Source organism: Actimicrobium antarcticum (assembly GCF_039536745.1).
Lineage (GTDB): Bacteria > Pseudomonadota > Gammaproteobacteria > Burkholderiales > Burkholderiaceae_D > Actimicrobium > Actimicrobium antarcticum.
In genome coordinates, this window is sequence record NZ_BAAAZE010000005.1 from 171003 (window position 1) to 197924 (window position 26922).

General features: G+C 58.4%; 27 protein-coding genes. 8 read left to right on the forward strand and 19 right to left on the reverse strand.

Translation table 11 applies throughout. The features are described from left to right. Positions 1–9 precede the first annotated feature (9 nt). Positions 10–1233, forward strand: coding sequence for a flagellar hook-associated protein FlgL (gene flgL / locus ABD720_RS03630; RefSeq protein WP_344761859.1), 1224 nt, complete (start codon positions 10–12; stop codon positions 1231–1233). Between the two features lie 36 nt (positions 1234–1269). Here flgL and ABD720_RS03635 read toward each other — a convergent pair whose 3' ends face one another. From ABD720_RS03635 to fliF, 14 genes are all read right to left on the reverse strand, one after another. Continuing rightward, positions 1270–1671: a hypothetical protein gene (locus ABD720_RS03635; protein WP_344761860.1), complete on the reverse strand. Its 402-nt coding sequence runs from the start codon at positions 1669–1671 to the stop codon at positions 1270–1272. A 20-nt stretch (positions 1672–1691) separates the two neighbouring features. Continuing rightward, positions 1692–2468, reverse strand: coding sequence for a flagellar biosynthetic protein FliR (gene fliR, locus ABD720_RS03640; RefSeq protein WP_344761861.1), 777 nt, complete (start codon positions 2466–2468; stop codon positions 1692–1694). 25 nt (positions 2469–2493) lie between these two features. Next, a complete protein-coding gene (gene fliQ, locus ABD720_RS03645) occupies positions 2494–2763 on the reverse strand; it encodes a flagellar biosynthesis protein FliQ (protein ID WP_344761862.1) in 270 nt (89 codons plus the stop codon). A 9-nt stretch (positions 2764–2772) separates the two neighbouring features. Continuing rightward, positions 2773–3570: a flagellar type III secretion system pore protein FliP gene (gene fliP, locus ABD720_RS03650; protein ID WP_344761863.1), complete on the reverse strand. Its 798-nt coding sequence runs from the start codon at positions 3568–3570 to the stop codon at positions 2773–2775. Then, complete coding sequence (gene fliO, locus ABD720_RS03655) at positions 3560–4201, reverse strand: flagellar biosynthetic protein FliO (RefSeq protein WP_344761865.1); 642 nt, start codon at positions 4199–4201, stop codon at positions 3560–3562. The genes fliP and fliO overlap by 11 nt, the downstream gene beginning before the upstream one ends. After that, positions 4198–4611, reverse strand: a complete 414-nt coding sequence (gene fliN, locus ABD720_RS03660; RefSeq protein WP_344761866.1) for a flagellar motor switch protein FliN — start codon at positions 4609–4611, stop codon at positions 4198–4200. The genes fliO and fliN overlap by 4 nt, the downstream gene beginning before the upstream one ends. After that, positions 4604–5605 carry a flagellar motor switch protein FliM gene (gene fliM, locus ABD720_RS03665; RefSeq protein WP_344761867.1) on the reverse strand — a complete coding sequence of 334 codons (1002 nt, stop codon included), beginning with the start codon at positions 5603–5605 and terminating at the stop codon, positions 4604–4606. Before fliM ends, fliN begins: the two co-directional genes overlap by 8 nt. 6 nt (positions 5606–5611) lie before the next feature. Beyond that, positions 5612–6121, reverse strand: coding sequence for a flagellar basal body-associated protein FliL (gene fliL / locus ABD720_RS03670; RefSeq protein WP_344761868.1), 510 nt, complete (start codon positions 6119–6121; stop codon positions 5612–5614). A 213-nt stretch (positions 6122–6334) separates the two neighbouring features. Then, positions 6335–7522, reverse strand: a complete 1188-nt coding sequence (locus ABD720_RS03675; RefSeq protein ID WP_344761869.1) for a flagellar hook-length control protein FliK — start codon at positions 7520–7522, stop codon at positions 6335–6337. A gap of 20 nt (positions 7523–7542) precedes the next feature. Further along, complete coding sequence (gene fliJ, locus ABD720_RS03680; protein WP_344761870.1) at positions 7543–7983, reverse strand: flagellar export protein FliJ; 441 nt, start codon at positions 7981–7983, stop codon at positions 7543–7545. Positions 7984–8012: 29 nt separating this feature from the next. Next, entirely contained in the window at positions 8013–9419 is a 1407-nt protein-coding gene (fliI, locus tag ABD720_RS03685) for a flagellar protein export ATPase FliI (protein ID WP_344761871.1), read from the reverse strand. Next, a complete protein-coding gene (locus tag ABD720_RS03690; RefSeq protein ID WP_344761872.1) occupies positions 9416–10072 on the reverse strand; it encodes a flagellar assembly protein FliH in 657 nt (218 codons plus the stop codon). Before ABD720_RS03690 ends, fliI begins: the two co-directional genes overlap by 4 nt. Continuing rightward, a complete protein-coding gene (gene fliG, locus ABD720_RS03695; protein ID WP_344761873.1) occupies positions 10065–11060 on the reverse strand; it encodes a flagellar motor switch protein FliG in 996 nt (331 codons plus the stop codon). The genes ABD720_RS03690 and fliG overlap by 8 nt, the downstream gene beginning before the upstream one ends. Then, positions 11053–12720 carry a flagellar basal-body MS-ring/collar protein FliF gene (gene fliF / locus ABD720_RS03700; protein WP_344761874.1) on the reverse strand — a complete coding sequence of 556 codons (1668 nt, stop codon included), beginning with the start codon at positions 12718–12720 and terminating at the stop codon, positions 11053–11055. The genes fliG and fliF overlap by 8 nt, the downstream gene beginning before the upstream one ends. A 250-nt stretch (positions 12721–12970) precedes the next feature. Between fliF and fliE the strand changes: the two genes are divergently transcribed. The 7 genes from fliE to ABD720_RS03735 all read left to right on the forward strand — a co-directional run bounded on the left by fliE (position 12971) and on the right by ABD720_RS03735 (position 18659). After that, positions 12971–13315 (forward strand): flagellar hook-basal body complex protein FliE, encoded by a 345-nt coding sequence (gene fliE / locus ABD720_RS03705; protein WP_344761876.1) that lies wholly within the window; start codon positions 12971–12973, stop codon positions 13313–13315. Positions 13316–13828: 513 nt separating this feature from the next. Then, positions 13829–14899 (forward strand): porin, encoded by a 1071-nt coding sequence (locus tag ABD720_RS03710; RefSeq protein ID WP_344761877.1) that lies wholly within the window; start codon positions 13829–13831, stop codon positions 14897–14899. A gap of 256 nt (positions 14900–15155) precedes the next feature. Further along, positions 15156–15434, forward strand: coding sequence for a DnaJ domain-containing protein (locus tag ABD720_RS03715; protein WP_344761878.1), 279 nt, complete (start codon positions 15156–15158; stop codon positions 15432–15434). Beyond that, positions 15431–15961, forward strand: coding sequence for a hypothetical protein (locus ABD720_RS03720; RefSeq protein WP_344761879.1), 531 nt, complete (start codon positions 15431–15433; stop codon positions 15959–15961). Before ABD720_RS03715 ends, ABD720_RS03720 begins: the two co-directional genes overlap by 4 nt. 100 nt (positions 15962–16061) lie before the next feature. After that, on the forward strand, positions 16062–16772 hold the full coding sequence (locus ABD720_RS03725) for a hypothetical protein (protein WP_344761880.1): 711 nt from the start codon (positions 16062–16064) through the stop codon (positions 16770–16772). Between the two features lie 4 nt (positions 16773–16776). Further along, positions 16777–18006, forward strand: a complete 1230-nt coding sequence (locus tag ABD720_RS03730; protein WP_344761881.1) for a hypothetical protein — start codon at positions 16777–16779, stop codon at positions 18004–18006. Positions 18007–18158: 152 nt separating this feature from the next. Then, on the forward strand, positions 18159–18659 hold the full coding sequence (locus tag ABD720_RS03735) for a hypothetical protein (RefSeq protein ID WP_344761882.1): 501 nt from the start codon (positions 18159–18161) through the stop codon (positions 18657–18659). 62 nt (positions 18660–18721) lie between these two features. Here the strand turns inward: ABD720_RS03735 and ABD720_RS03740 are convergent, their stop codons facing one another. The 5 genes from ABD720_RS03740 to ABD720_RS03760 form a co-directional block, all read right to left on the reverse strand. Then, on the reverse strand, positions 18722–20281 hold the full coding sequence (locus tag ABD720_RS03740) for a methyltransferase regulatory domain-containing protein (RefSeq protein ID WP_344761883.1): 1560 nt from the start codon (positions 20279–20281) through the stop codon (positions 18722–18724). Positions 20282–20366: 85 nt separating this feature from the next. Beyond that, on the reverse strand, positions 20367–22652 hold the full coding sequence (locus ABD720_RS03745) for an ATP-dependent DNA helicase (protein WP_344761884.1): 2286 nt from the start codon (positions 22650–22652) through the stop codon (positions 20367–20369). Positions 22653–22671: 19 nt separating this feature from the next. Further along, positions 22672–23181, reverse strand: coding sequence for a hypothetical protein (locus tag ABD720_RS03750; protein ID WP_344761885.1), 510 nt, complete (start codon positions 23179–23181; stop codon positions 22672–22674). Positions 23182–23643: 462 nt separating this feature from the next. Beyond that, complete coding sequence (locus tag ABD720_RS03755) at positions 23644–24069, reverse strand: OsmC family protein (RefSeq protein ID WP_344761886.1); 426 nt, start codon at positions 24067–24069, stop codon at positions 23644–23646. 83 nt (positions 24070–24152) lie between these two features. Then, positions 24153–26804, reverse strand: coding sequence for a bifunctional acetate--CoA ligase family protein/GNAT family N-acetyltransferase (locus ABD720_RS03760; RefSeq protein WP_344761887.1), 2652 nt, complete (start codon positions 26802–26804; stop codon positions 24153–24155). Positions 26805–26922: the final 118 nt, after the last annotated feature.

Consider the following 26922-nt stretch of genomic DNA (forward strand, 5'->3'; position numbering starts at 1 on the left):
GTAGTCGCCATGCGTATCAGTACCTCCGCATTTTATGAAAACGCCAGTGGCAAAATCAGCGACCTGCAATCGGGCGTGGCCCAGAAAATGGCGCAGATTTCTGCTAACCGCCGTATTCTGACGCCCGCCGATGATCCTGTGGCGGCAGCCGCCGCGCTGGAAGTCACACAGCAGTCGTCGGTCAATACCCAGTTCGAAGCGAACCGAACGTCGGCCAAGGCCGCCTTGTCCTTGCAGGAAAACATCCTGGGCAATTACACCAACCTGCTGCAGAACGTGAAGACGCTCACCGTTGCCGCTGGAAATGGTGCGCTCGACGACACGCAACGCAAATTCATGGCGTCCGAACTGCAAGGCAATCTGGAAGAGCTGATGGGGATTGCCAATACACGCGACAGTGCCGGCAATTTCATTTTTTCCGGCTACCAAAGCACCGTGCAACCATTCACCCAGACCTCGGCCGGCGTGGTCTACAACGGCGATCAGGGCCAGCGTCAATTGCAGGTGAGTACCTCGCGCCAGTTGGCGCTGAATGACTCCGGCGATGCGATCTTCGAAAGGATCAAGACCGGCAACGGCACCTTTACCACCGCGGCCGCGACGACCAATTCCGGCGGCAGTGTTGCCGGACCCGGTACCGTCACCAACGCGGCATTGCTGACGGGGCATAACTACGCAATCGATTTCACGGTTACTGGTGGCGCGACCAGTTTCAATGTCTTCGACTTGACCACCGATCCGACCAAAGCCACGCCGTTGTCAGTATCCGGTCCTTACACTGCGGGCCAGTCGATTGCCTTTGACGGTTTGCAGTTTGATATTAGCGGCACTCCGGCCAATACGGATTCGTTCAGCGTCCAGCCCAGTGCGAACCAGAGCATTTTCAAGTCGATCAGCGACTTGATCACATCGCTCAATACGCCGACCGCCGGAGTAGCCGCCAAGGCCAATCTGGTCACCAGTCTGAGTGCCGCCAACACGAATTTTTCGGCAGCGCTGGACGCGGTTCTGACCGTACGGGCAGCAGGTGGTGCGCGGCTGCAGGAGCTCGATACACTGGATAGCGAAGGCACCGATCGCAGCTTGCAATATGCGGCCACGCTGTCGTCGTTGCAGGATCTGGACTATGCCAAGGCCATTACCGAGCTGACCCAGCAGCAGATCACTTTACAGGCAGCGCAGCAGTCGTTCGTGAAAGTGGCGAACCTGTCGCTGTTCAATTACATCAACTGAGTCCGGCGGCGGTTGCGGCCAAGGCAGCAGCAGGGCTCAGTGATTCAGGCTTTTTAGCGCACATCGCTGCGCCAGCACTGCCATCTTGACGCCCGGCAGGTCCGGGCTGTTGCCAAGCCGGACCAGCTGACACTGCAGCGTGCCGGTCAGTTGTCCGTTGAACTGCACCATCCGAAAAAATTGTCCTGCTGAAATCGATCCGTCCGAGATCGCATACAACGGCAAGCTTTGACCGTCGAAATCACGGGTGCGGCCAACCAGCCCGTTGAGATCCCTGCCACGACCCAGTTCAGCGGCAGACCCTGCTTCCAGATGGACCACGACGTTCCTGCGCTCTTCCACCACGTTCATGTTCGATGCCAGCAACGGCTCTGAGGCTGCAGCAGAGAGTGCCGCCGTCGCCAGCAACACTGCACATCCTAGTCGCAAAAATTGCATGTCCGGATTCCTTGAGTTGATTAGCCGCCGACCATCTGGCGAATTGTCCCGATGGTTTCCTGGAACAGATTCTGCAAGGGAGTAGCGAAGTACGGCAAGGTCAGGGCGATCATCGTTAGCCCGACTGCCAGCGTGATCGGAAAGCCGATCGCAAACAGGTTCAGTTGCGGCGCGGCGCGCGTCAGGATACCGAGCGCCATATTGGTAATCAGTAGTGCTGCCACGATCGGCAGCGATAGCTGCAAGCCGGCACTGAACAGGCGCGCTGCCCACATCACGACCTGCTGGGCCAGCGAGCCGGTCATCGGGCCGACCGTGATCGGCATCGTGGTGAAGCTCTCGACCAGCGTGGCTAACAGTGCGAGATGGACATTGGCGGCCAGGTATACCAACAGCGTTATCAGCGAGAGAAGCTGGCTGATCGCCGTCGAGCGGCCCTGAGACTGCGGGTTGAAGAAGGTCGCAAAACCCAGTCCCATGGTCATGCTGGCAATTTCGCCGGCCAGCTCCACCGCCGAAAAAATGACGCGCATCGAGAATCCCATCGCGATCCCGATAATCAGTTGCTGTACCAGGATCAGCAAGCCCTGCATCGACATCGGCTCCAGCCCGGTCGGCGTTTGCACGGCCGGAGCGATGATGGTTGCCAGCAGGATGCCGAGCGCCACCTTGACACGACGCGGTACGGTGACGTTGCCGAAGACGGGCGCGACCGCGATCAATCCGAGAATGCGCGTTAGTGGCCACAGAAAGCTGGTGATCAGCGCGTTGAGTTCGTTCGATGAGAAGTTGAGCATGCAGTCTGGGGAAGGGCGGCTGCCATCAGCCGATCATCCCCGGAATCCCGGTGAATATCTGGCGCATGTAATCGAGCATGATCGACAGCATCCACGGACCGGCGACGACCAGCGTGACGAAGACCCCGACCAGTTTTGGAATGAACGACAGCGTTTGCTCATTGATCTGGGTCGCGGCCTGGAAAATACTGACGATCAGGCCGATGACCAGCGCGACCATGAGTAGCGGAGCGGCCACCATCAGCATGACTTCCATTGCCTGGCGGCCCATCGACATGACACTTTCGGGGGTCATTGAGCGCTCCTAATAAAAGCTCTGGGCCAGCGACCCGATCAGCAGCTGCCAGCCATCGACCAGCACGAACAGCATCAGCTTGAACGGGAGCGCCACGATCGACGGTGACACCATCATCATCCCCATCGACATCAGCACGCTGGCGACCACCATGTCGATGATCAGGAACGGGATGAAGATCGCAAAGCTGATCTGGAACGCGGTCTTGAGTTCACTGGTGATGAAGGCCGGGACCAGTACGCGTAGCGGCACATCATCCGGTCCCTGCAGGGCCGCGTTGTTCGACAATTTGACGTACAAAGCGAGATCGGTTTGCCGGGTCTGCTTCATCATGAAAACCTTCAGCGGCGCGATACCTTTGTCGATGGCCTGCGACATGTTGATTTTGTTTTCCTGCAGCGGCAGATAGGCATCGGCATAAATTTTATCGAATACCGGACCCATCACGAACAGCGTCAAAAACAGTGCCAGTCCGACCATGACCTGGTTCGGCGGCGATGACTGGGTACCGAGTGCTTGTCGTAGCAGCGACAGCACGATGATGATGCGAGTAAAACTGGTCATCATCAGCAAGGCCGCCGGCAGAAACGACAGGGCAGTCAGCAGCAGCAGCGTTTGCAGGCTTAGCGTGTAGTTCTGGCCACCACCGGCTGTCGGCGTACTGGTCAGTGCGGGCAGGCCGGCTTGCTGGGCATAGCCGGACAGCGGCAGGAGCAGTAGCGTCACCAATCCCAGCAAGGCCAGCAGCACCGGGAGGGGCAAGGCGCTGCCATGCCATGGCAGGCAGCGCGACAACTTAAGGCGCATTGTCCGGTCCTGGTCTGGCGTGGTTGATGGGTGCATTGTTGGCGGCAAGGTTTGTGGCGCTGCGTTTCTCGATGGTCTGCTTGAGCCAGTCGGAGAAATTCTTTGCCAGCGGTGCGATGGGTGACAATTCGACACCAGCCTGTCTGGGCATCGTCGATAGCGCACTGATGGTGGTGGGCGTGATACCCACCACAATCCACTGGTCGGCAACTTCCACTACCAGGATGCGCTCGCGGTTGCCCACGCTGATGCCGCCAACGATCTTGAGCGCGCCACCGACAGTCTGTTTGCCTGCGCCCATTTTTTTCATGAACCAGGTGATGCCGATCAGCAGACCCAGGACCAGCAGTAAACCGACCATCACTTGGAGCATGCTGCCGGGCGAGGCCGACGGGATGGATGGTGATGCGGGCGTTGATAGTGCAGTCAGCGGCTTGGACGCGGGTGTTGCCATGGTCGATGCTGGCGGGGTGTCAGTCGGCGTCGTGACTGGTGCCGATGTCGGATCTGCCGCCACTGACGGTGTGATGGCAGACTGCGCCTCCGGTGAACCTGGCGGCGCAGTCTGCGCGAAGCTCGCTGGCACTGCCAGCATCAGCAGTGCCGATAACAACCCTGCCGCCGATCTCATCGATTGAGCTTCTTGATGCGCTCGGCCGGAGAAATGATGTCGGTCAGCCGGATCCCGAACTTATCGTTCACGACCACGACTTCGCCTTGCGCGATCAGGCAGCCATTGACCAGTACATCCATCGGTTCGCCAGCCAATCCGTCCAGTTCGACGACCGATCCCTGCGCCAGTTGCAGCAGGTTCTTGATCGCGATCTTGGTGCGCCCCAGTTCCACGGTCAGCTGTACCGGAATATCGAGAATGAAGTCGATATCATTGTGGGTCGTCCCCTTGGTGCTGCCGGAAAAATCCTTGAACACGGTGGCGGTGGCGGCCTGCGCCTGCAGTGCTGCTTTTTCGGCCTGCTCCTGCTCGGCAATTGCTGCGCCCCAGTCGTCTTCGGCAGCCTGCTGTTCGTCGTTGTCAGCCATTTTCTCCCCCTTGCGGTACATCGTTTGAACTCTGGGCCAGCAACTTCTCGACCCGTAATGCGTACTGTCCGTTGAGCTTGCCGTATGAGCATTCCATCACTGGTACGCCGTCGACCTTGGCCAGCACGATATCCGGCACGCTCAATGGAATGATGTCGCCGGCTTTCATGTTCAGGATATCCCCGAAGTTGCTGCGGGCGACACCAAAATCGGCAACTATCTCGACCTCGGCAGTCTGAATCTGTTGCGTCATCAGCCGAATCCAGCGCTTGTCGATTTCGAGCGTCTCGCCCTGCAGGCTGCTGGTCAGGATGTCGCGGATCGGTTCGATCGTCGAATACGGAATGCAGAAGTGCATTTCGCCACTGACAGGGCCCAGTTCGATGGTGAACGTGGTGCAGATCACGACTTCATTGGGGGTGGCGATATTGGCAAACTGGGTATTCATCTCGGAGCGGATGTACTCGAACTCGACCGGATACACCGGCTCCCACGATTTAGCGTAATTTTCAAACACGATAGCCAGGATGCGCTGGATGATGCGTTGCTCGGTCTGCGTAAAATCGCGACCCTCGACACGGGTATGAAACCGGCCGTCGCCGCCAAACAGGTTATCGACGATCAGAAATACCAGATTCGGATCGAACACCATCAGCAGGGTGCCGCGCAAGGGCTTCATGTGCACCAGGTTCAGGTTCGTCGGTACCACCAGATTGCGGATAAATTCGCTGTACTTGGAGACCCGTACCGGACCGATCGATACCTCGGCGCTGCGCCGCAGGAAGTTGAACAGGCCGATCCGCAACAGTCGGGCAAAGCGTTCGTTGATGATCTCCAGCGTCGGCATCCGCCCGCGCACGATGCGCTCCTGCGTCGCCAGATTGTAGGGGCGCACACCGGACGTGTCTTCCGGTGCAAGTGCATCCTCCTGATCGCCGTTGACGCCTTTGAGCAGCGCGTCGACTTCTTCTTGCGAGAGGAAATTATCAGCCATGGCGGATTACTGGATCACGAACGAAGTAAAAAACACGTCATTGACTTCCTGTGGCTTGCCACCGGTCGAGAACGGCATGCTGATCTGGGCGACAATTTCCTTTGCGAGCAGTTTCTTGCCCTCTGCGGTATTGATCTCCGACGCTTTTTTAGCGGAAAGCAGCAACAGGACACGGCTGCGTACCTGCGGCATGTAGACCTTGATTTCTTCGACCTGCTTCGCATCCGCCACTTGCACGGTCATGGCGATTTGCAGGTACTGGTCGCCACCTTCCTGCTGCAGGTTGACGGTGAACGGGTCCATCGTGAAAAACACGGGTGCCTTGGCGGCTTCGTGCTTGACCTCTTTGGCGCCGTGCTCGTCCTTTTTACCCATCAGGAAAAATGCCGCTCCGCCACCCGCAATCAGCAATACGATCACCGCGATGATGATCAACTTCATTTTTGATTTTTTTTTGCCGGTCGGGGCGCCATCGGCCGCTTCCGCCTTTGGTGCTGATTTAGGTGCTGTTGCCATCTCGTGTCCTTGTGACCTGTGCTGCGTTCTCAGTAGCCATTATTGAAAAAAAAAGCGACAGCGGATGCGTGGAGAAGAGCGCGAAACCCGGCTCAGATCGGCGCATGTGGCGATCTCTTTTTGTCGTCGACATGGTACGCGAGAACGGCATGATTGGCGATGATGGCCTGCACGCATTTGTATCCCGCGCTCTGGAAATAGTACTGCAGCGGATCAGGCAAAAGTATCGACGATGCCATTGCCGCTGCTGCTGATGCGACGCGTTGGCAGGCTGGCCGATGTGTCGCTGCCTGACGCACCGGCGCCATTACGGCGTGATCCCGAGTCATTGCGCTGCGATCCGCGCGCCTGCTCCGGGTTACCGGAGCTGACGCTGGCCTGGCCGAGCGAAATGCCGGCATCACCGAGCATTTCCCGTAATTTGGGCAGCGCCGCTTCAAGCGCCTGCCGGACTTCCGGCTGGGCCGAAAAAAAGCTCGCGTCGGCCTGGCCATTCGAGACGTTGAGCACCACCTGCAGCGGTCCCAGGTCGGGCGGATTCAGGGTCAGTGACGCAGATTGCTCGGCACCCGCCACCATCCAGACCATGCGTTGTCCGAGGGTTTGATCCCAGCCGTTGCCGCCGACGGGTGGCTGCAGTGCATTACCGGGATGGGGCGTACCCGGGGCGACTGCCATGGCGACCATGTTTTGCTGTGCCTGCGGCAGAATGCTGCCGGCTGCGGGCAGGTCGGCCAATAGTGTGAGCGTCGGTGCCGGCACCAGTTTTGCATCGCCCTGTTCGGTCCCGGATTTTTGTAACGCGGCACCGAATTCGCCAGTCCCTTTGGCGACGAGGTCCTTGATAGCGGTGTCGTTCAACGCCACTTCCGGTGTGGCTCTGAGGTCGGTGCGGCTGGCGATGTCGCGCGGGCCGGTTGTCGGCGCAGCGGGTGCGATGTCCGGTTTGCGCACATCGGTTGGTCCGGCGTTGGCTACCATCGCCATGATCGCCGCCGAGGCATTCAGGGCCGCCTCGGTACTACTGATGGCGATCGTGGCAACGCCATCGACAGTCTTGTCAGCAGGCGTGCTCTTGTCCTTGGTTTCGACGGTGCTGGCGGTCGTGCCGGTGCCGGACTTCGTGTCATCAATCGGCGCTAGAGTGGCCGACGCAGCCGCGTCGCTGCGCTGGTCCGCTTCTTTCGGCGCAGGCGATGTTTTGGCGGCGGCCTGCTTCGGCGGCTCGGCTGCCTTTGCCGGTGGTTTTGCGGCACTACTTTGTGCGGTGTGCTGGTTCATCTGGCGCGACAGCATTTGCGTGAACTGCTGGTCTGCACCGTTATTACTGTCGGGTGAGCGTGCCTTGGCAGGTGTAGTGCCAAGTGGGCTGAGCGCATTCGGGATCGACGTGTTTTGCATGCTGGTTCCTGGTTTATCCGCTAGCGTTTGTAGAGTATGGCGCGGGCGGCATGTTCATCCATGGCTTTCTGATCGCGCTTTGCTTCTTTTGCTTGTTCGGCTTTCAAGGCCCGGCTGGCCAGCGTGCCGTAGGACATGCGCTTGCGTTCGTTTTCCTGCCATGCACTGCGGGCTTCTTCGATGCGTCGTTTGGCATCGAGAAGTACCAGTTCCTGACTGGCGATTGCACCATCGAGTTTGTCGATGAACAGCTGGAAGTTGCGATAGCCGGACGGGCTTAGTCCCACCGACAGGCTGTGCTGGAATCGCGTCGCGTAGTCGTCGCGGTATTGCATCAGCAGCGTCAGTTTTTGCTGCACTTCCTCGCAGGCACGGATCGCCAGGCCAAGGCGTTTGGCCGCCTCGTCGGTGTCCTTGACGGCGAGTTCTATCAGTGTGTCGATTGCAGAGGAAATGGCCATGGTTAATTATCGGTGAGCGTGCAGTCGATTCATCCGCCGAACAGGCCGGAAAGTTGGGTCATGCTTTCGGTTATGCTGGCGCGTTCATGGATGCCCTGCTGCAAAAAATCTTCGATGCGGGTGTTGAGGACGATCGCTTCGTCCAGCACCGGGTCCGAGCCTGCGCTGTAGGCGCCGACGCTGATCAGGTCACGGTTGCGCTGATAGCGCGAGTACAGTTGCTTGAGGCGGCGCGTGAGTTTCTGATGTTCGGGCGTGGTGATGCTGTGCATCGCCCGGCTGATCGATTGTTCGATATCGATGGCCGGATAGTGGCCGGCTTCCGCCAGTTGCCGGTTCAGCACGATGTGGCCATCCAGGATGGCGCGCGCGGCATCGGCGATCGGATCCTGCTGATCGTCGCCCTCGGTCAGTACGGTATAAAACGCGGTAATCGAGCCGCCACCTTCGCGGCCATTGCCGGCCCGTTCGACCAGCGCCGGCAGTTTGGCGAACACCGATGGCGGATAGCCTTTGGTGGCTGGCGGTTCGCCGATGGCCAGAGCGATTTCCCGCTGGGCCATTGCATAGCGCGTCAGCGAGTCCATGATCATCAGCACATGCTTGCCCTGATCCCGAAAATGCTCGGCAATCGCCGTGGTGTAGGCCGCACCCTGCAAGCGCATCAGTGGCGGCGTATCGGCTGGCGCGGCGACCACGACGGAGCGTGCCAGTCCCTCCGGACCCAGGATCTGCTCGATGAATTCCTTGACCTCGCGGCCCCGTTCGCCGATCAGGCCGACCACGATCACGTCGGCCGTAGTGTAGCGCGCCATCATGCCGAGCAAGACGCTTTTACCCACGCCCGACCCGGCAAACAACCCCATGCGCTGGCCACGGCCCACGGTGAGCATGCTGTTGATCGCGCGCACCCCGACATCGAGGATATCGACGATCGGTGCGCGCGTCAGCGGATTGGCGGCGCGCACGTTCAGTGGGGCAGCGTGGCTGGCATCGAGTGGTCCGAGGTTGTCGAGCGGGCGACCAGCACCATCGAGAACCCGGCCCAGCAGCTCGTCGCCGACCGGCAAATGGCGGCCCCGGTCGCTCGGGCGGCGGCGCGGATGGTTGAGCGAGCCCGGGCGCGGCAACGACTGCACGACCTCGACCGGAAATACCCGCGTGCCCGGCACCACCCCTTCGACATCGCTTTGCGGCATGAGGAACAGGCGGTCATCTTCAAAGCCAACTACCTCGGCTTCGATGCGCGCGCCGTTGGGCAAGGGCACCGTGCAGGCGCTGCCGACGGCGAGGCGCAGACCGACCGCTTCCATGACCAGGCCGGCGACGCGCGTGACGCGTCCCGAGACCTGCATCGGTTCGGCAATCTGAACCAGTTCGCCGCAGTCGCGCAGATACGCTTGCCAGCGCTGGCACCGTGTCTGCGCTGTGTTCATTCGGTGAGCCAGCCTTCGGTGTGACCGAGCGCTTCGGCCATGCGTTGCCAGCGTGTTTCCATGGTGGCGTCGATCTGGTTGGTGGCGGTCTCGATACGGCAGCCGCCGCGCTGCAGGTGTGGGTCCTCGGTGACGCGCCAGCCGGCTTTGTCGAGTTCGTCGTGCATCTGTTCTTTGACCAGCAGGGCATCGGCCGGATGCAGCAACAGGATCGCCGGCTGCTGTAATGTCGGCAAATACCGGATCGCCTCGGCGACGATCGGCAGTACCAGGGACGGTTGTACCACCAGGCCGGTTTTCATCATCGTTCTGGCCAGGTCGAGCGCCAGTTGCAACACATCGGTCGCAATCAGTTCATCGGCACGGGCGGCTTCGCTGCCAAGTGCCACGGCAATCTGTCGCAGGTGATCCATTTCGGCGCTGCCTTCGGCACGTCCTTGTTGCAGGCCTTCTGCGCGTCCTTCGGCCAAGCCATCGGCATAGCCTTTCGCATGTGCTGCTTCGCGGATGGCGGCCTGTTCTTCGATGGTGACACGGGGAATCGGCGGCGGCGCTGCTGGTGGTTTTGCGCTGGGACGGTTGTCACCAAACGAATCCATTTCCCAGCGCTGGTAAGCGGATTGCCGCTCCTTCGGGATGATGGCGTCAGACATACGCGTCGTCGCCTTTCGCCCCTAGCTGGATCTGGCCTTCATCGGAGAGGCGCCGTACCACCTGCAGGATTTCTTTTTGCTGGGCTTCGACTTCCGATAGACGCACCGGCCCTTTTGATTCGAGGTCTTCACGCATCATTTCGGCGGCGCGGCTGGACATGTTCTTGAAGATTTTTTCACGCAGGTCCACGTTGGCGCCTTTGAGCGCAACGATGAGCGACTCGGACTGTACTTCACGCAGGATGACCTGAATGCCACGGTCGTCGATGTCCATGATGTTATCGAAGACGAACATCTCGTCCATGATCTTTTGCGCCATGTCGCTGTCGTAGTTCTTCAGATTAGCGATCACCGATTGTTCGTTTTCGCCGGACAGGAAGTTGAGGATCTCGGCGGCTGCGCGGATGCCGCCCATCGGCTTTTTCTTCAGGCTTTCATTGCCGGTCAACAGCTTGGTCAGGACTTCGTTCAATTCTCTCAGCGCGGCTGGTTGCACACCGTCGAGAGTGGCAATGCGCAGCACCACGTCATTGCGCAGGCGTTCTGTAAAGTGGTCGAGCACTTCACAGGCGTGATAGCGCTCGAGGTGCACCAGGATGGTGGCGATGATTTGCGGATGCTCGTTGCGAATCAGTTCGGCGACCGATTGCGAGTCCATCCATTTCAGACCTTCGATTCCGCTCGCGTCGCGTGCACCGAGAATGCGGTTGAGCAGCGAGGAGGCCTTGTCGTCACCCAGTGCCTTGGTTAGCACGGTGCGAATGTATTCATCCGAATCGAGTCCGAGTGACGAGCTTGATTCGGTCTCTGACCGAAAACTTTTCAGGACCGCATCGAGGTCGTCATTGCTGACCGCTTTCATGCTCGACATCGCTGCACCGAGTTTTTGCACTTCGCGCGGGCTGAGGAATTTCATCACCTCAGCGGCTTCATCTTCGCCCAGTGCGAGCATCAGGATCGCGCCTTTTTGTACACCGTCGTCACTCATTGCCGTTCACCCAGTTCTTGACTACGTTGGCGACCACTTTCGGATCGTCTTTTGCCATCTGTTTCGCCATATCGAGATTCTGTTGGTAACTTGCTTCTGCGGGTTGCGCGGGCTGCTGTGCCTGGTTCATTTGCATTGCGCCGGTATCGTCCATCTCGTCGTTCGCACTATCGTCGTCATCAACGACGGCCTTGATTTTCGGCGCAGGTGGCGCATTGAATTTTTTCAGCATCGGCCGCAGCACACCGAAGAACAGGTATAGGAGAGCGATGCCGCCAACCAGGTATTTGCCGAGTTCCTTGGCGAGCTGGATGGATTCCGGCTTTTTCCATATCGGTTCTTCAGGGAAGACTTCTTTCGTGACTCCGGCGAAGACGCTATTGACCACATTGAGTGTATCGCCGCGATCCTTGTTGAAACCCATTGCTTCTTTCACCAGGTCGCTGATTTGCGTGCGCTCTGCCTCGCTTAGTGGCGTCGAAGTGACTTTACCAGCCTTGTCGGTGACCTGCTTGTAATTCACGACGACCGCCACGGAAATCCGCTTGACACCACCCATTGGTTGCTGAACGTAGCGGACCGTCTTGTCGACTTCAAAATTCGTGGTGGTTTCTTTTTGCGTTGGGTTGGCAGCCGTCCCCGGGGCTGGCGTGGCTCCGGCCGCTGGAGCCGTGATCGGTGCCGTCGCAGGCGCTGCCGGCTGGTTCGACAACGCGCCAGGGACACCACCATTGCTGGCGGCACTGCCTTGCGATTCGCTGCTTTGCTGGCTGCGCATCGTCGATTGGTTGGGCGGGCTGTTTGGCTTGTAAGTTTCGGCGGCCTGCTCGCTGTTCGAAAAGTCAATGTCAGCGGTCGCTTCGGCGCGCACGTTATTCGGCCCGACGATCGGTGTAATGATCGATTCGATACGTCGCACAATGTTTTGCTGAACTTCCTGCACATACTTCAGCTGGGACGGATCGAGACCGTTGGCTTTGGCTGGTTTGTTCGCATCCGACAGCAGGTTGCCGTTCTGGTCGACCACGCTGATGTTGCCAGGCGGCAGTTCCGGCACGCTGCTGGCCACCAGATGAATGATTGCACTGACTTGCTGTTCATTGAGCGTGCGACCCGGATGCAGGTTGAGCATCACGGATGCGGTAGGTTTTTGCTGGTCGCGAACGAATACCGATGCCTTCGGCAGGGCCAGGTGAATCCGTGCAGATTCGACCGCGGCGATGGACTGGATCGAACGTGCCAGCTCACCTTCCAGCGCGCGCTGAAAATTGACTTGTTCCAGAAATTGCGACACGCCCAGCTTTTGGTTTTCCATCAATTCAAAGCCGACATTGCCGCCTTTTGGCAGTCCCATCGCCGCGATGCGCAGGCGCGCATCGTGGACCTGGCCGGCTGGTACCAAAATTGCGCCACCGCCTTCGGCAAATTTGTAAGGCACGTTCATCTGCTGCAATTGCGTGACGATGGCGCCGCCATCACGGTCCGAATAATTCGAAAACAAGACCCGGTAGTCAGGTTGCTGACTCCACATCCAGACACCCGCCATCACCGCGATCACGATCGCCGCACCAAGCATCAGCAGCAGATTGCGACCGCCCTGGGATTCCGCAAAACTGATTAGCGGATTGGGCGTGATGGTGCCGTCGGCGGCTACAGCCATGATGAAACTCCCCGGGTACTGGCAATGGTGGATACGTGATTCATGATTTCCTTAGCGCAATTATTGCTCTGGTCACGATTGTCGTCTAGCTGCACAGATTCAATCCACCAAACAGACCCACCTTTTCCTAGTTGCTCCTGAACATGATTGTGGCATCGACTGCTACTGTGGGATGGTCAAAAAGCCGTATGGTCGTCAGCGACTCGTTCTGAGCACCCGCACGGAAAAGAAATGCCAATAAGGAATTTGCATGAAAACATCGATGATTGATACCGGCAGGATCGAAGCCATGATCAGCCAGTTAAAGGCTGCAGCCACACGTCCGCAGGGTGGCGTGAATGCGGTTGCTGCTGATCCGGTCAGTACCGGCAAGGTTGGCTTTGCCGATGCGCTCAAGGCGTCGCTGGACGGTGTCAACGCGTCACAAAAGGCGTCACAGGAGTTGGGTTCGCGATTTGCGCTTGGCGACGACAAGGTCAGTTTGTCGGATGTCATGATTTCATCGCAGAAGGCGAACATCGGCTTTCAAGCGACGGTGCAGGTAAGAAACAAGCTGGTGTCTGCGTATCAGGACATCATGAACATGCAAATATAGAAACGCCAACGAGCCACATTGCGAGCAGGTCAATTGTCCATAGTTACCGTATTTGCCATCTAGCGTCATACACGCAACCTTCCGCATTTACATGCGCGTCCCGTATTCCCTTGTCCCTGCAATGTTGGCAGGGAGATCTCTATTTTTACCCGAGTTACCTGGCCATTTTTCTCTCTGGATAGATTGTGGTTTTAATGTGACGCATCGTCGGCAACTTGTTGGTGTAAATCCGATAAATCATTGACGTTGCCAAATTGATCAGACAACAATGGCTACACGTCAGCAGGGGTGAAGCGGTACTCCCAAGACGCATTTTCAGTCCGGCACTGCGCGAATCCAAAAACAGAAAGACAGACTATTCAAAAAACTGTTGACGCGTTGGCATCAAGCATTTGCATCGTTTGTCTGTTGGGTGGTTTAACAAATGAATCCTGTCCGGATAGTTATTGAGAAGATAGTTATTGAGGCAAGGTTCGATCCTGATTCACTACTTCTATTTTTGAAGGAAATTCAATGAAACAATCAACACTATTATTTTTACTCCTGGGTTCCGCAGCAGGTACTGCGGCCGCACAAACTAATGTCACCATGTATGGAATCGCCGACGTTGGCGTCGTGGCCGAGCGTGGTGGTGCAGCCGGATCTGTGTCCAAATTAACCAGCGGCGTTGCATCAGGCTCACGGCTTGGCTTTCGCGGTACCGAAGATCTCGGTAGTGGGTTGGCCGCCAACTTCTTGCTGGAAACCGGCATCGCTATCGATACTGGCGGATTCAACCAGGGAAATACCGCATTTGGCCGTCAGGCATTCGTCGGTTTGTCGGGTGGATTTGGCGCAGTGACAATGGGCCGCCAATACACGCCGCAGTACGTGACGTTGGTGCTGGCTGATCCGTTCGGTACTGGAATGGCTGGCGACGCCGCCAACCTGATGCCCAATACGGGCGATGCCGCCAGCCGGATGAACAATGCAATCAAGTATGTCTCGCCAAATCTTTCAGGCTTTACCGGCGAACTGGCGTATGGATTCGGTGAAGTCGCCGGTGACACGAAAGCCGCGCGGCAGTATGGTGCGGCCCTCGGATACGCTAACGGACCGATCGCAGTACGACTCGGTTATCACAACCGGAATAACGATACCGCTACTGTAACGGGCACCTCGACTGCAAAAGACACTTTGCTGGCGATGACCTACGATTTCAACGTTGCGAAACTGCATCTCGGTTATGGTGTCAACAAAGGCACCAACAGCTCACCGCTGCGTAATACCGCCAATCCATACGGCAGTGCGGTTGCCCCAACGGCATCAACTGATAGCCGTGACATGCTGGTCGGCGTGACCGTGCCCTTCGGCGTGCATACGCTGCTTGGTTCGTATATCCGCAAGAATGATCGGACCGCATTGAACCAGGATGCCAACCAGTGGGCACTTGGTTACCGCTATGCGTTCTCCAAGCGCACCGAGCTGTACGCGGCTTACGCCCGTATTTCCAATGACAATGGTGCAGGCTACACAGTCGGCAGCGCCATCGAAGCCGGATCAGGTGACAAGGCGTTCAATTTGGGCGTTCGCCACACATTTTGAGTCGATAACATTCAGCACCCTCAAAGCGCCGCAAGGCGCTTTTTTATTGGGTAAGCAACTTGCCGGACTACTGTTGGCAAGCATCGCTGAATTGCCGATATTTGCCTTGGGCTCCCAGTGCTGTGCGTCGGGCGTAATCGACGTGGGCGGCGGCGTGGTGTATCCTTGCTAGAGCAATTGTCGCGCCACATCGCGATAAACACGTTTCGCCTCAGACCATTTCGCTGGTCTCCATGCTCCAGAGAAATCCTCACCCATGAAAAATTATTACGCCGTGCTCGGTCTGGACAGCGATGCATCGAGCGCCGCCATCAAGAATGCCTATCGCAAGAAGGCGTCGGAGTTTCATCCTGACAGAAACACGGCAGCCGATGCTGCTGACAAGTTTCGCGACGTACAGGAAGCCTACGATCTGCTGGCAGACGACGCCAAGCGCAGTGCTTACGACGAAAGCCGCCACCGCAGCCTGCTGGAGAACCCTCTGGAAGCCGCGGAAGAAATTTGGAAAACCTACATGAACAAAGTGCTGCAATGAGCCTCTCCTACTATTTCGAAGACCTGTCCAAGGCATACAAAGCCGAGCTCGAAGACCTGCAGAGCGATTCCGAGGGCAATGACGTCCTGACCAAACGGCTCAAGGACAAACGGGCCCAGTTCAAATCATTAATGCCGATGATCGAGATTGCACCTGAAATGGTGGCGGTGGCTTTTCACGGTGACATCACTTTTGTGAATCTGCAGGCGATGTACTTGTTATCGACCACCGACCCGGATGACTTCCCGGAGTGGAGCGAACTGATCGATGCAGTGCAGTTCTCCGCGACTACCCAAAAACTGGCTGACGATGTCTTGCTGGAACCCGGTGGCGAGCGCTTCCTGATCACGACGATCTGCCTCGAATACCTGCACGGAAAAGCCGGCAGTGGCAATCAGCGTGCGGCGTCGGATGACGAAGAACACGATGAAGGCGAAAACGGTCGCGACGATGATGACGACGAAGTTGATCTGGACGAAGCCGGTTCGGCATGGATGTCCGAGCAAGGTTTCGATCGCCGGGAATAAACCGTTGCCGTCCCTCGTCGCAATGGTCGCTGGTATGCGGATCGTCTGATTCACATAGCCGCTGGCCCCTGAATATCATTGTTTTTAAATTAGAGCCTCAATGTCCAATGCCCTCGTAGTAAAAGCCGCCAGCCTGATCCGGGCTGGCGACATCGCCGGCGCCGAATTTGCGCTGGTATCGATTGCCGAATCCGAAGGCGATCTTGCCCTCGTCGCCGTGCTGGAAGATATGCCGCCGAAGGACTTGCTGGCGGTGATTCGCGAGTTCGATGCCTCCCATGAATCAGTCGTCAATCTGCTGGTGACGCCGGAGCAGTTTGCCCGTGCGCTGGTGATGGAGCGCCTGTATGGCGACCATACCCACACCCATTTGCGTGGCATGGTCAACGCCGTGCTGTTCCGCGAAGACGCTGACACCGAAGAATTTCTGGATGCGATCGGCGAGCTCGATGGCGGTTGCGAAGCGCTGGTGGATTATTTGTCCGATCGTGATGAAATGGTGATTCACTTTGCCAACTACGGCACCTTCAATCATCTGCACACCGAAGAGAGCGACGAGATTGAAAAATCCGAAGCCACCGATCATGACTGGAAGCAGTTGACCTGGCTGCTCAAGCATGATCATCCGGACATGTTCGAGCAGGTCTTGCCGCAACTGAAAATCCGTCTCAAGCAACGCCTGCAAGCCGAAGCCGATCTGGAACAGATGGAACTCGATCCGACCGCGCCGCCACCACGCCGGGAGATGCCGACAGCGCCGCCAGCCTCCGGCAAACCTTCGTCCGGTCCGGCCGAAGAATCTGCGCTGTAAGCCGATGACAGCGATCAAGCAAGCTGTCGCGCTGGTCGACAAGCGTCCTTTTTTTGAAAAGGCACTCAGCCATGGTGTTCGCAAGGGCACCATCGACATGGCCCGCTGCAACGCCATGATCACGGATGGCGCAAAAGGAACGGTGCAGGTTGCTGCGCATTTTGGCACCAGCAGTCTGCAGAGTGAACTCGACAATGCGCGTACCCGGATCGTCAATCTGGTAAGCCTCTATCTCGAAGACAGTAGCGGTGGCGATCTTGACAAGGCCGCTCAATCTTTGCAGGACAACACTTTTTTATTCCATTCCCGCAGTGGTAACGAGATGCTCAAAAAGCTGTTTGCGATGCAGGCCATGGCAGACGGCGTTGGCATGGACAGTCAATCGCTGCTGGAATTTCAACAGTACCGCACCCTGAAAAATCCGTACTCGCTGGCGGCTTATCGCCGTGAATTCAAGCTGCGGCAAGACGCCATCGCGTTGATCGCTGCCGCGCACTGGTTTTGCGACGACCTGCATATTTCCCGTGCCACAGTCGATCCGGTCGCGGTGGACGCGGTTATTCGCAGTGCGATCCTGATGCGTCATGCGGGTACTAAAAAGGTGTTGGGTCGCGCTGAATTCGAACGCGTGATCGACGCGATCAGGTCACGTCCACCGGCCGATGGCAAGCTGAAGATCGCCAAGGCCATCCTTGATGACGTGCCGGAACCGCATCACGCGATTGCCGAAAAAATCCGGCGCGACATCATCAGGATGGATGGCCCGGTCATGCTGAGTCCGACACTAGCCTTGCATGATGTCCTGAACCGGCTCAAGGATCGCTATCACCTGGAGGATGTTTTCCTGGAAGACCTCGACAGCTTTGCTGCCTTCGCTTCCAAGGAGTGGACCTCGTTGACCAAGGGCAAGGACGATCCGTTTTCACAGAAGACACTGTTCATGTGCCTGGCGACTGCGGCCAAACCGAAGATCGCGATTACCCAGGCCGAGGCGCGCACGATGATCCGGCAGGTGCGCAAAAACGGACTCGACAGCGCCGCCGTGATTGACTTCATACACGCAACGGCACCGCATGAAATGCAGGAAAGCTTGCTGATGTACTGGGATGAGTTTCTACCGGAAGCCGAAGAGTGCATTCTCGATGATGCCGATATCAGCCTGCAACGCGCAATGATGTTCCTGGCCGATAACCTGAATGTGAAGGCCAAGGCCAAGGCAAAGTCGGCGACATGACGTAATTTTTTTGCGGTTGGAATCGTGTCCGGCGATAATACGGGTACACGGATTGCGCTATACCGATTACGGAACACATAGTCGCCTTGCGACCATGACTGTAACTGGCATGGCCTCATATTTATTACTCCACATTTTTGGAAATACGCACTTTGACTACGACAAGAAGCAAGCGCTGGAACGGTAAGATCGATACGCTGACCACGGATTTTCTCAATGATGTGATGGCCCAGATGGCAGCCTACGGTGATCGGGTGCAGTTTGCACTCAGCACGCCAGGTGCACGGCCAAATTATCAGGTCCTCAACAGCTCCGACAAGAAAATGGCCTTCGACAGCAATCATCATTTGCTGCACCCGAAAGACGATGAATTCGAAGGCAGCAATGCCACTGTCGTCTATTCGCTCGAAAAAATTCAGGCTGCCAGTGCGAATGTTGGCAAAACCAGTAACGTCAAGCGCACGGTTCGCAATACTGCAGCCACGATCAAGGCCACCGATCTGGTTGACGCCGCCAAGTATGCCTACTTCAAGGAAAATCGCCAGAAATTGCCAGCGGCAATTGGCGAGTATTCTGATGAAATCACGACACTGATGCGCGACGGGTTGTCGGCTGCCGATGCGTTCGACGAAGTGGTCAAACGACACTTCTGACCTGTCGGGCAGGGCTGACCAAGTCTTGCCCGACATACGACCTGGCACGAAGGGCTATCAGGTCACAGTATGCCGAGTTGACGCCACAGCGGGAGTTTAGCCTTTAGCGTAGCAGTTACATGACGCGTGATCTCGGCCATATTTTGTTTCTCGGACTCTATTGGTACACCGTTGACGCGTAATCGGCGACCACGATCGTCAAGGATTTTTTGTACTTCCAAGGCGATGGTGCCGACGTCTTGGCCGTTGGGTGGCGATGGCTTCCGGAGTATTCCGTACACCAATAATTCCACTGGATTTAGCGCAATGCCGCTCCCGACGGCTGGTGACGCCAGAGCTCCGTATTGATCGCTGTAGTGCAACTCATGCGCGATAGCAAGGTTCAGTCGCGCCGTCGCCGACACGTTGCGCGGACGGTCCGTGCACACCGTGGTCTGGTTTGCTGTCGTCAACATCATCGCCAGCTTGGCGATTTCGATCAGGGATTCTTTTTCCAGCGATGGCAAGGTGGCCAGTTCCGCGAGCGTGCGAGGACATATTGCCAGCGCCTCAATGGCAGGGAGAATAATGTCCTGGTGCACATTGAAGGTCATCGTGCCCGCGTTGAGGCCATTCAATTGCACTCCTTGTTTCGGCACCACAAGCGCCAGCGTGATTTTTTTCAGCAACGCTTTTTGTCTGGTGATTCCCATTTTTCTTGCGCCACGCACGAACACGTCCTTTCTGAAACGGGTGTTGAGCAAAAAGTCTTTTACTGTCTCGCGCAAGGGAGAGTTCGGAACCGCATTGATGAGAGCGAGTTTCTGTTCGTTAAAATACAAATCCGGATACGCTTGGCACAGATCGGCAGAGCCCACATAATCCATTTTCGCGGAGCCTAAATCGCGCACCAGATCCATGTGGTAAAGCGGCGCTGCATTCTGGTTCAGATATTCGTGCACCAGATAAGTCGGGTTATACCGATTCAGCACGCCCAGAAGATCTTTCAGGGCCGGCGTCGTACTGAAAAAACCGGCCTGTTCAATGTCGAATTGTTGAATGAAGGCGGCGGCGTGCTGTAGCTGGATCGTGCTTTGTGCCGGATGCAGATTCGCATGTGCGACCAACAGGCGTGACAGCGGCATTGCTGCATTCCAGCCCGGCAAGGCGTTGTAGCTGACATAGACAATTCCGCCGGGCTTCAGGTATTGGCGGATAAAACTGACGATATGCTGCTGATTGTCTGCACTGATCCAGCTGTACACGCCATGGAGGGTAATGAAATCGCACTGCGGAATATCGGCTACCTTGCCGCTGGCCAGGTCCGCAAAACTGCTGTCCAGCAAAGTCAGGTTGTCCAGTTTGGCAGCATCTGCCAGCGCACATCCAGCGGCGATGTGCGAGGGCATGAAATCGACGCCATAAAACTGGCCAAGAGGATTGCCGGCCGCGAGGATATTCAAGGTCAATGCGTGGCCGCACCCCAGTTCAAAATACGTAAATGGCTTATCGGTCGCCACGGGCTCGTAGCCATTGATGATGGCAACGCAATTGAGGAAGTCCGGTGCCTGTTCGCCAAAAAATTCGGTGGTGTAAGGGACGTCTGCGACATAGCCTTCTGACCATTCCATGGATGCATCCATTCACAGTGATTTGCTGTTGACGGGAAAGCGGCGTGCCAGATTTGCATCCGGCACGCCGATAAGTGGTCCGTCGAAGGTAATTAGTTCACTTTGGCAATAAAATTTCGGGTGTCCACCAGCGCGGCAACAAGGCCTGTACCGTGCTACGGCCAAAGCGGTCATCGATCAGGATCACCACGCCACGATCCGACTCGGTACGAATGACACGACCGGCGGCCTGCACGACTTTCTGCAATCCGGGAAACAGATAGGTGTAGTCATAGCCGCTACCAAAGCGCGCTTCCATCCGGCGCATGATGTGCTCGTTGACCGGATTCATCTGCGGTAGCCCGAGCGTGGCAATGAAGGCACCGATCAAGCGATCGCCCGGCAAGTCGATGCCTTCGGCGAACGAGCCACCGAGTACCGCAAACCCGATGCCGCGTCCGCCGGGTGCAAAGCGCGCCAGGAACGCATCGCGATCGGCTTCCTCCATCCTGCGTGACTGCGCCCACATCGGAATATCCGGATGCCGCGCAGCGAACAGCGTGGTGACTTTTTGCAGGTAGTCAAAGCTGCTGAAAAACGTCAGGTAGTTGCCGGGTTGTTGCCGGTACTGTTCGGCCATCAGCGCGACGATCGGGGCAATCGATGCATCGCGATGCTGGAAGCGCGTCGAGATCGTGTTCACCAGCCGCACCGATAGCTGGTCGGCCGTGAACGGCGACGCGACGTCGATCCAGGCCGTGGATGCGGGCAATCCCAGCGTATCGCTATAAAAATGCCACGGACTGAGCGTCGCAGAAAACAGTGTGGTCGAGCGACTTGCCGCAAACCGGGGCGCAAGGAAGGGCGCCGGAATCACATTGCGAATGCACAGCACGGTGTCGCCGGCCGCCTGCCGGGTGATATCGAACAGCGAGTTGGCATCGAACGACTCGGCCATCCGCATTACGTGCAGCGCATCGAAATAAAAGCGCTGCAGGTCGACATCGACCCGGGTCGGATTCTCGCTGAAAAAGTCGCCGAGACTGGTGATGGCCAGCTGCAGCGCCGTCATGAATTTCTCCGGTAACGCAGCCAGTACCTGATAGTCCAGTGCATTTTCTTTCACCAGTGCGGTCCAGCTGCGGCCGACCTTGTCCAGACTCTTGCGCAGTGGCGCCGGTGCCATCAGGCGCATGGCATTGAAACTGCGCTGGCCGAGCTGTGCCGAATACATCTTGCGGCCACGTTCGATCAGGTTGTGCGCTTCATCGACCAGCACTGCCACCTGCCACTGGTTGGCCATGGCCATGCTGTAGAGCATCGCGCTGCTGTCGAAATAATAGTTGTAGTCGCCGATGACCAGGTCGCTCCAGCGCACCAGATCCTGCGCCAGATAATACGGACAGACGTCATGCGCCAGCGCCACGCTACGCAGCGACTGGTGGCCTGTCATGCCGCTGTCATTGTGTATTGCCGCGGCCCGCGCCTGTGGCAGCCGGTCATAAAAGCCACGGGCCAGCGGGCACGAATCGCCATGGCAGGCCTTGTCGGGATGCTCACAGGCCTTGTCGCGCGCCACCAGTTCCAGCACCCGCAATGGCAGCACTGGTGCGTGCTGTTTCAGCAGCGCCACGGCCCCGAGCGCGAGGCTGCGTCCCGAGGTTTTTGCCGCCAGAAAATACAGCTTGTCGAGTCGCTGCGATGGCGCCGCCTTCAACAACGGAAACAGCGTGCCGATGGTCTTGCCGATGCCGGTCGGCGCCTGGGCCAGCAGGCAGCGCCCGCTGGTGACGCCCTGATAGACGGCTTGCGCCAGTTCGCGCTGCCCTGCACGAAAGGCAGGATGCGGAAAGTCCAGCGTAGTCCAGGCGGCGTCGCGGGCCGAGCGGTAGGCCAGTTCTTGCGTGGCCCACGCCAGGAAGCGCTCGCATTGAAGTTTGAAAAACTGCTTGAGTGTCGCCGCATCGGTCACTTCGGTCAGCACGGTTTCCTGCTGGCTGCCAATATCGAAATACACCAGCGCCAGCGTGAGCGCATCGAGTCCGCGCTCCTGGCACAGCAACCAGCCGTAGATCCTGACCTGCGCCCAGTGCAGATGACGATGGTTTTCGGGCATGCGCGTCAGGTCACCGCGAAAGGTCTTGATCTCCTCCAGTCGATTGAGCGATGGATCGTAACCATCGGCACGACCGCGCACCAGCAGCGGGCCATGATCGCCGCTCAAGCTGATTTCGGATTGGTAGTCTGCCGACCTGCGCGACGCCACCAGCGTATGACCGGCGATGCCTTCCTGTGCGGTTGGCGATGGCGTGAAACGCAGGTCGAGGTCGCCCTGCTTGGCCGTGAATTCGCACAGGGCACGCACCGCCACGGTATAGCGCGGTGCAACGGCTGGCTGATCCATCAGGCAGGGCTCAACCGAGTCACTGGTTCGGTTTGCGGAAGTCGTTCTCGATCCACGTACTGGCGGTGGCGCGCGTGAGCTTGAAATTCGGCGCTACCCGCACCTGCGCGAGTTGCTCGCCATCGCCATCACGGGCCGTGAGCATTGCATACGGATCATCTTCATCAGGCACGATATCGAGTGTGACCTCGAACTCCGCCGTGTCGGTGCTGACCATGACGCTCTTGTGCAGTTGCGCATGCAGTTGCTGCTCGTGGCGGCGCAATACTTCGGAGGCGGTCTTGACCAGCGTATTGAAGGCATTCACGTCGAGCGGCTTCGGGTCCTTCTTGTTGCGGCCCATGGTCCACGGCCCGATCAGCGCCGGTTCGGCCTCGCCATCCTTGATCATGGCCACCGCCCAGCCCTCGTCATCATCGTTCTTGATGACGCGTGCGGTCCAGCCTACGCTGCGCCACAGGCGCGGTTCATTGATGTCGGCATCAGGATCGATGTCGGGCAGGTCTTGCAGGTCGGGAGTGTCGGACATTGCGGTGGGTGTGATGAGTGGGATCGCGCTTCGGATCAAACCGGGATTTTACCTTGTGCGCGTGTGGTGCTGTCAGGCGTTGTGGCGATGGTGGTTCGGTTTTGGTTTGATTGCGCGGTAGCTTTGTGCGATAGATGCTGGTTGGGGATTTGGCAGATGGCACTGCAGGAGTGGCGCAGCCAATCTGGCGCCGCTTCCGCACAGTCACGTAGGCCGAATCCTGAAGTTGTTTGGTTCGCCGGACAGGCAGATGGTGCTTGAGTATCCTTGCAATCGTGGAGTTTCATTCCATGATTTGCAAGGTTAAATAGGCTTGAAGTTATCCTGTATCGGGCTTTGCAAGGAGATGGCAAAGCGTTTGCCTTGCCCAGGGCTACACCGTCAATTTGTTACACCCATTGCGCACCTCGGCCGTACTCGGCCGGGTGCCTGGTAGTGTGCCCATTCAAGCCGCGCTGTGCCTCACGCTTCCAGTCGCGCATCCATCGTGATCGCCGCCTTCAGCAGCTTCGACACCGGGCAACCCGCCTTCGCCTTCTCCGCAATCGCAGCAAACTTCGCCGGGTCCGCGCCCGGTATCTTCACGACCACGGTCAAATGGCTGGCGGTGATCTCGAAGCCATCGCCTACCTTGTCCAGCGTCACTGCCGCCTTCGTATCGATCCGTTCCGGCACCATGCCGGCGTCACCCAGCATCAGCGACAAGGCCATCGAAAAACAGCCTGCATGCGCCGCACCGATCAACTCCTCGGGATTGGTGCCCTTGCCCCCTTCAAAGCGTGCATTGAATCCGTACGGTGCTTCCTTGAGCACACCGCTTTCGGTCGAAATGGTACCGCCGCCATCCTTGATACCGCCTTGCCAGACTGCCGATGCGTTCTTGATCATGGTGACTCCTCGTCAATGAGTGAAGACCCAGTATGCGTTGTCAATCCGGCAAGGTCTGTGTGGATGCGCACAGACCGGGTCATTCAGCGTGGTTGCAGGTCCAGCCGCAGCGACATGATGCGTTCCTCGGGCACCGGCAGCGCGATGAAGCCGAGCTTTTGGGTCAGCGTCAGCAAGCCCTTGTTGTCGGACATGGTTTCGCCGACGATGAACTGGGTGCCACGACTGCGGCAATAATCGATCAGGCGTTGCATTAGCAGTCGGCCGAGCCCGCGGCCTTTCATGTCGGAGCGCACGATGATGGCGAATTCGGCTTCCTGGTTGTCGGCGTCGGCAATCCCGCGTGCCACGCCGAGGGTTTCGCGCTCGCCGTCGGGCCGTACGCGCGTGGCGATAAAAGCCATTTCCCGGTCGTAATCGATCTGGGTCAGGCGGGCGACTTGCGGCTCCTGTAATTGACGGATGCTGGAAAAGGTCCGGTAGCGCACGTCGTTCTGGTTCAACTGGTTAAAAAAGACCAAATGCGCCGCGCCATCCTCGGGCTTGATTGGCCGGATTGTCAGCGCCTCGCCGTGCCAGTCGATGACTTGCTCCAGCGCCTGCGGATACGGCCGTATTGCCTGCCGTGATTTGCCGGTTGGCAGCGCGACCCGCATCCGCGCATCAAGGGCGATGACGCCTTGACCGTCGGCCAGCAGCGGATTGATGTCGAGTTCGACCAGCTCCGGCAAATCCTCAACCAGGTTGGAAATCTGGATCAGCGTGTGATTGATGGCAGCCAGGTCGGCGGCAGGCCGATTGCGGTAACCGGCCAGCAGGCGCGACACCCGCGTGCGTGCAATCATGTCGGCGGCCAGCACCGAATTGAGCGGTGGCAGGCCGACTGCATGGTCATCCAGTACTTCGACGGCAACCCCGCCCTGACCGAACAGGATCACCGGGCCGAACACCGGATCGGTACTGACACCAACGATGAGTTCATGGGCCTGCGGCCGACGCGCCATCGCCTGTACCGCAAAGCCCTGCAGTTCGGCCTCCGGTTGCAGCTCGTTGAGGCGCTTGTGCATTGCGCTTGCAGCATGTCGCACGGCCTCGGCATCGTCCAAGTCGAGCGCGACGCCACCGACATCCGACTTGTGCCAGATTTGCGGCGACAGGATCTTGATCGCCACCGGAAAACCGATGTCCGCGGCGCAGCGCACGGCGTCGTCGACACTGGCAGCGGTCATGGTGGCGACGACCGGGATGCCATACGCAGCCAACACTGTCTTGGTCTCCGGCTCCGACAGCAGCGTGCGTCCATCCGCCAGCGCGGCGCGCACCAGCGCCTGCGCGCGCAGGCGTTCGGTCGTGCCATGGTCCGGCAAGGCGGGCGGCACCTGCATCAGCAATTGCTGGTTATGCCGGAAATCAATGATCTGCATGAAGCCGCGCACGGCTTCTTCGGGCGTGTCAAAGGTGGCAATACCCGCCGCCGAAAAGAGCTGACGCGCTTCGGCCACCGCTGCCCCACCGAGCCAACAGGCCAGCACATTGCGCGAGGATTGCTGCAACAGCGGTACCAGTGCCTGCGCAATCTCGGTGCTGGAGACAAGGGCACTCGGGGCATGGATGAACAGGATCGCGTCCGACTCCGGATCGGCGAGCAGGCTGGCGAGAGCAGCGCGATACCGTTCGACTGGTGCGTCGCCGCCGATGTCGACCGGGTTGTCCTGCGACCAGGTCGGTTGCAACACCGTTGCCAGTTGTGTGATGGTGGCGGGTGCCAGCGTAGCCAGTTTGCCGTGCAGGGTGACCAGCGCGTCGGTGGCCATCACGCCGGGTCCGCCGCCGTTAGTCAGAATGGCCAAGCGTTCGCCGTGCATCGGTTTTGCCCGCGCCAGGGTCTCGACCGCGCCGAACAGGGCCTCGGTCGAATACACCCGCAACATACCCGCGCGGCGGATCGCCGCGTCATAGACACTGTCGGTGCCTGCCAGTGCGCCGGTGTGCGACGCCGCCGCACGCGCGCTCTCGGCAGCGCGGCCGGCCTTGATGACCAGCACCGGTTTTCCGCGTGCCGCACTGCGCGCGGCCGACATAAATTTGCGCGCCAGCCGTACATCCTCAAGGAACAGCAGAATGCCGTGCGTTGCCGAATCGCCCGCCAGATAATCCAGCAGATCGCCAAAGTCGATATCAGCGCTGTCACCCAGCGACAGGAACTTCGAAAAGCCAATGCCGCGCGTGCTCGCCCAGTCCAGCACGCCATTCATCAGCGCGCCGGATTGCGAAACAAAGGCCAGCTTGCCAGGCAGTGCCTGGCCATGCGAGAAGCTGGCATTGAGGCCGATGCCCGGCACCAGCACACCGCCACTGGTCGCGCCAAGGATGCGCAACAAAAAAGGCTTGGCGGCGTTCAGCATGGCCTCGCGCTGCTTGCCCATGCCAGGCGTCATCACGATGGCCGCCTTGCAACCGCGTTCACCGAGCGCAGTGATGAGTCCCGGTACGGTGTGGGGCGGCGTGCAGATGATCGCGAGGTCGGGCGTGACCGGCAGCCTCGCGACGCTGTGCCAGACCTCCAGGTCGAGCAGGCTGCGGTACTTCGGATTAACCGGCAGGATCTTGCCGGCAAAGCCACCGGCGATCAGGTTGTGCAGGACCGCCGCGCCGATGCTGCCCGGCCGGCTCGATGCACCGATCAGAGCGACGGATTTCGGTTTGAACAGCAGCGGCAGGTTACGGATGCTCATGGGGACTTTCTCGACAAATAGCGGAACGGAGGACGGAATTGCGCAATGATTGCATGGATGTCGCTGCAAAACCTTATTACACTGCGCAGGTTCGTAGTCATCGTATTGCGCAATCTTT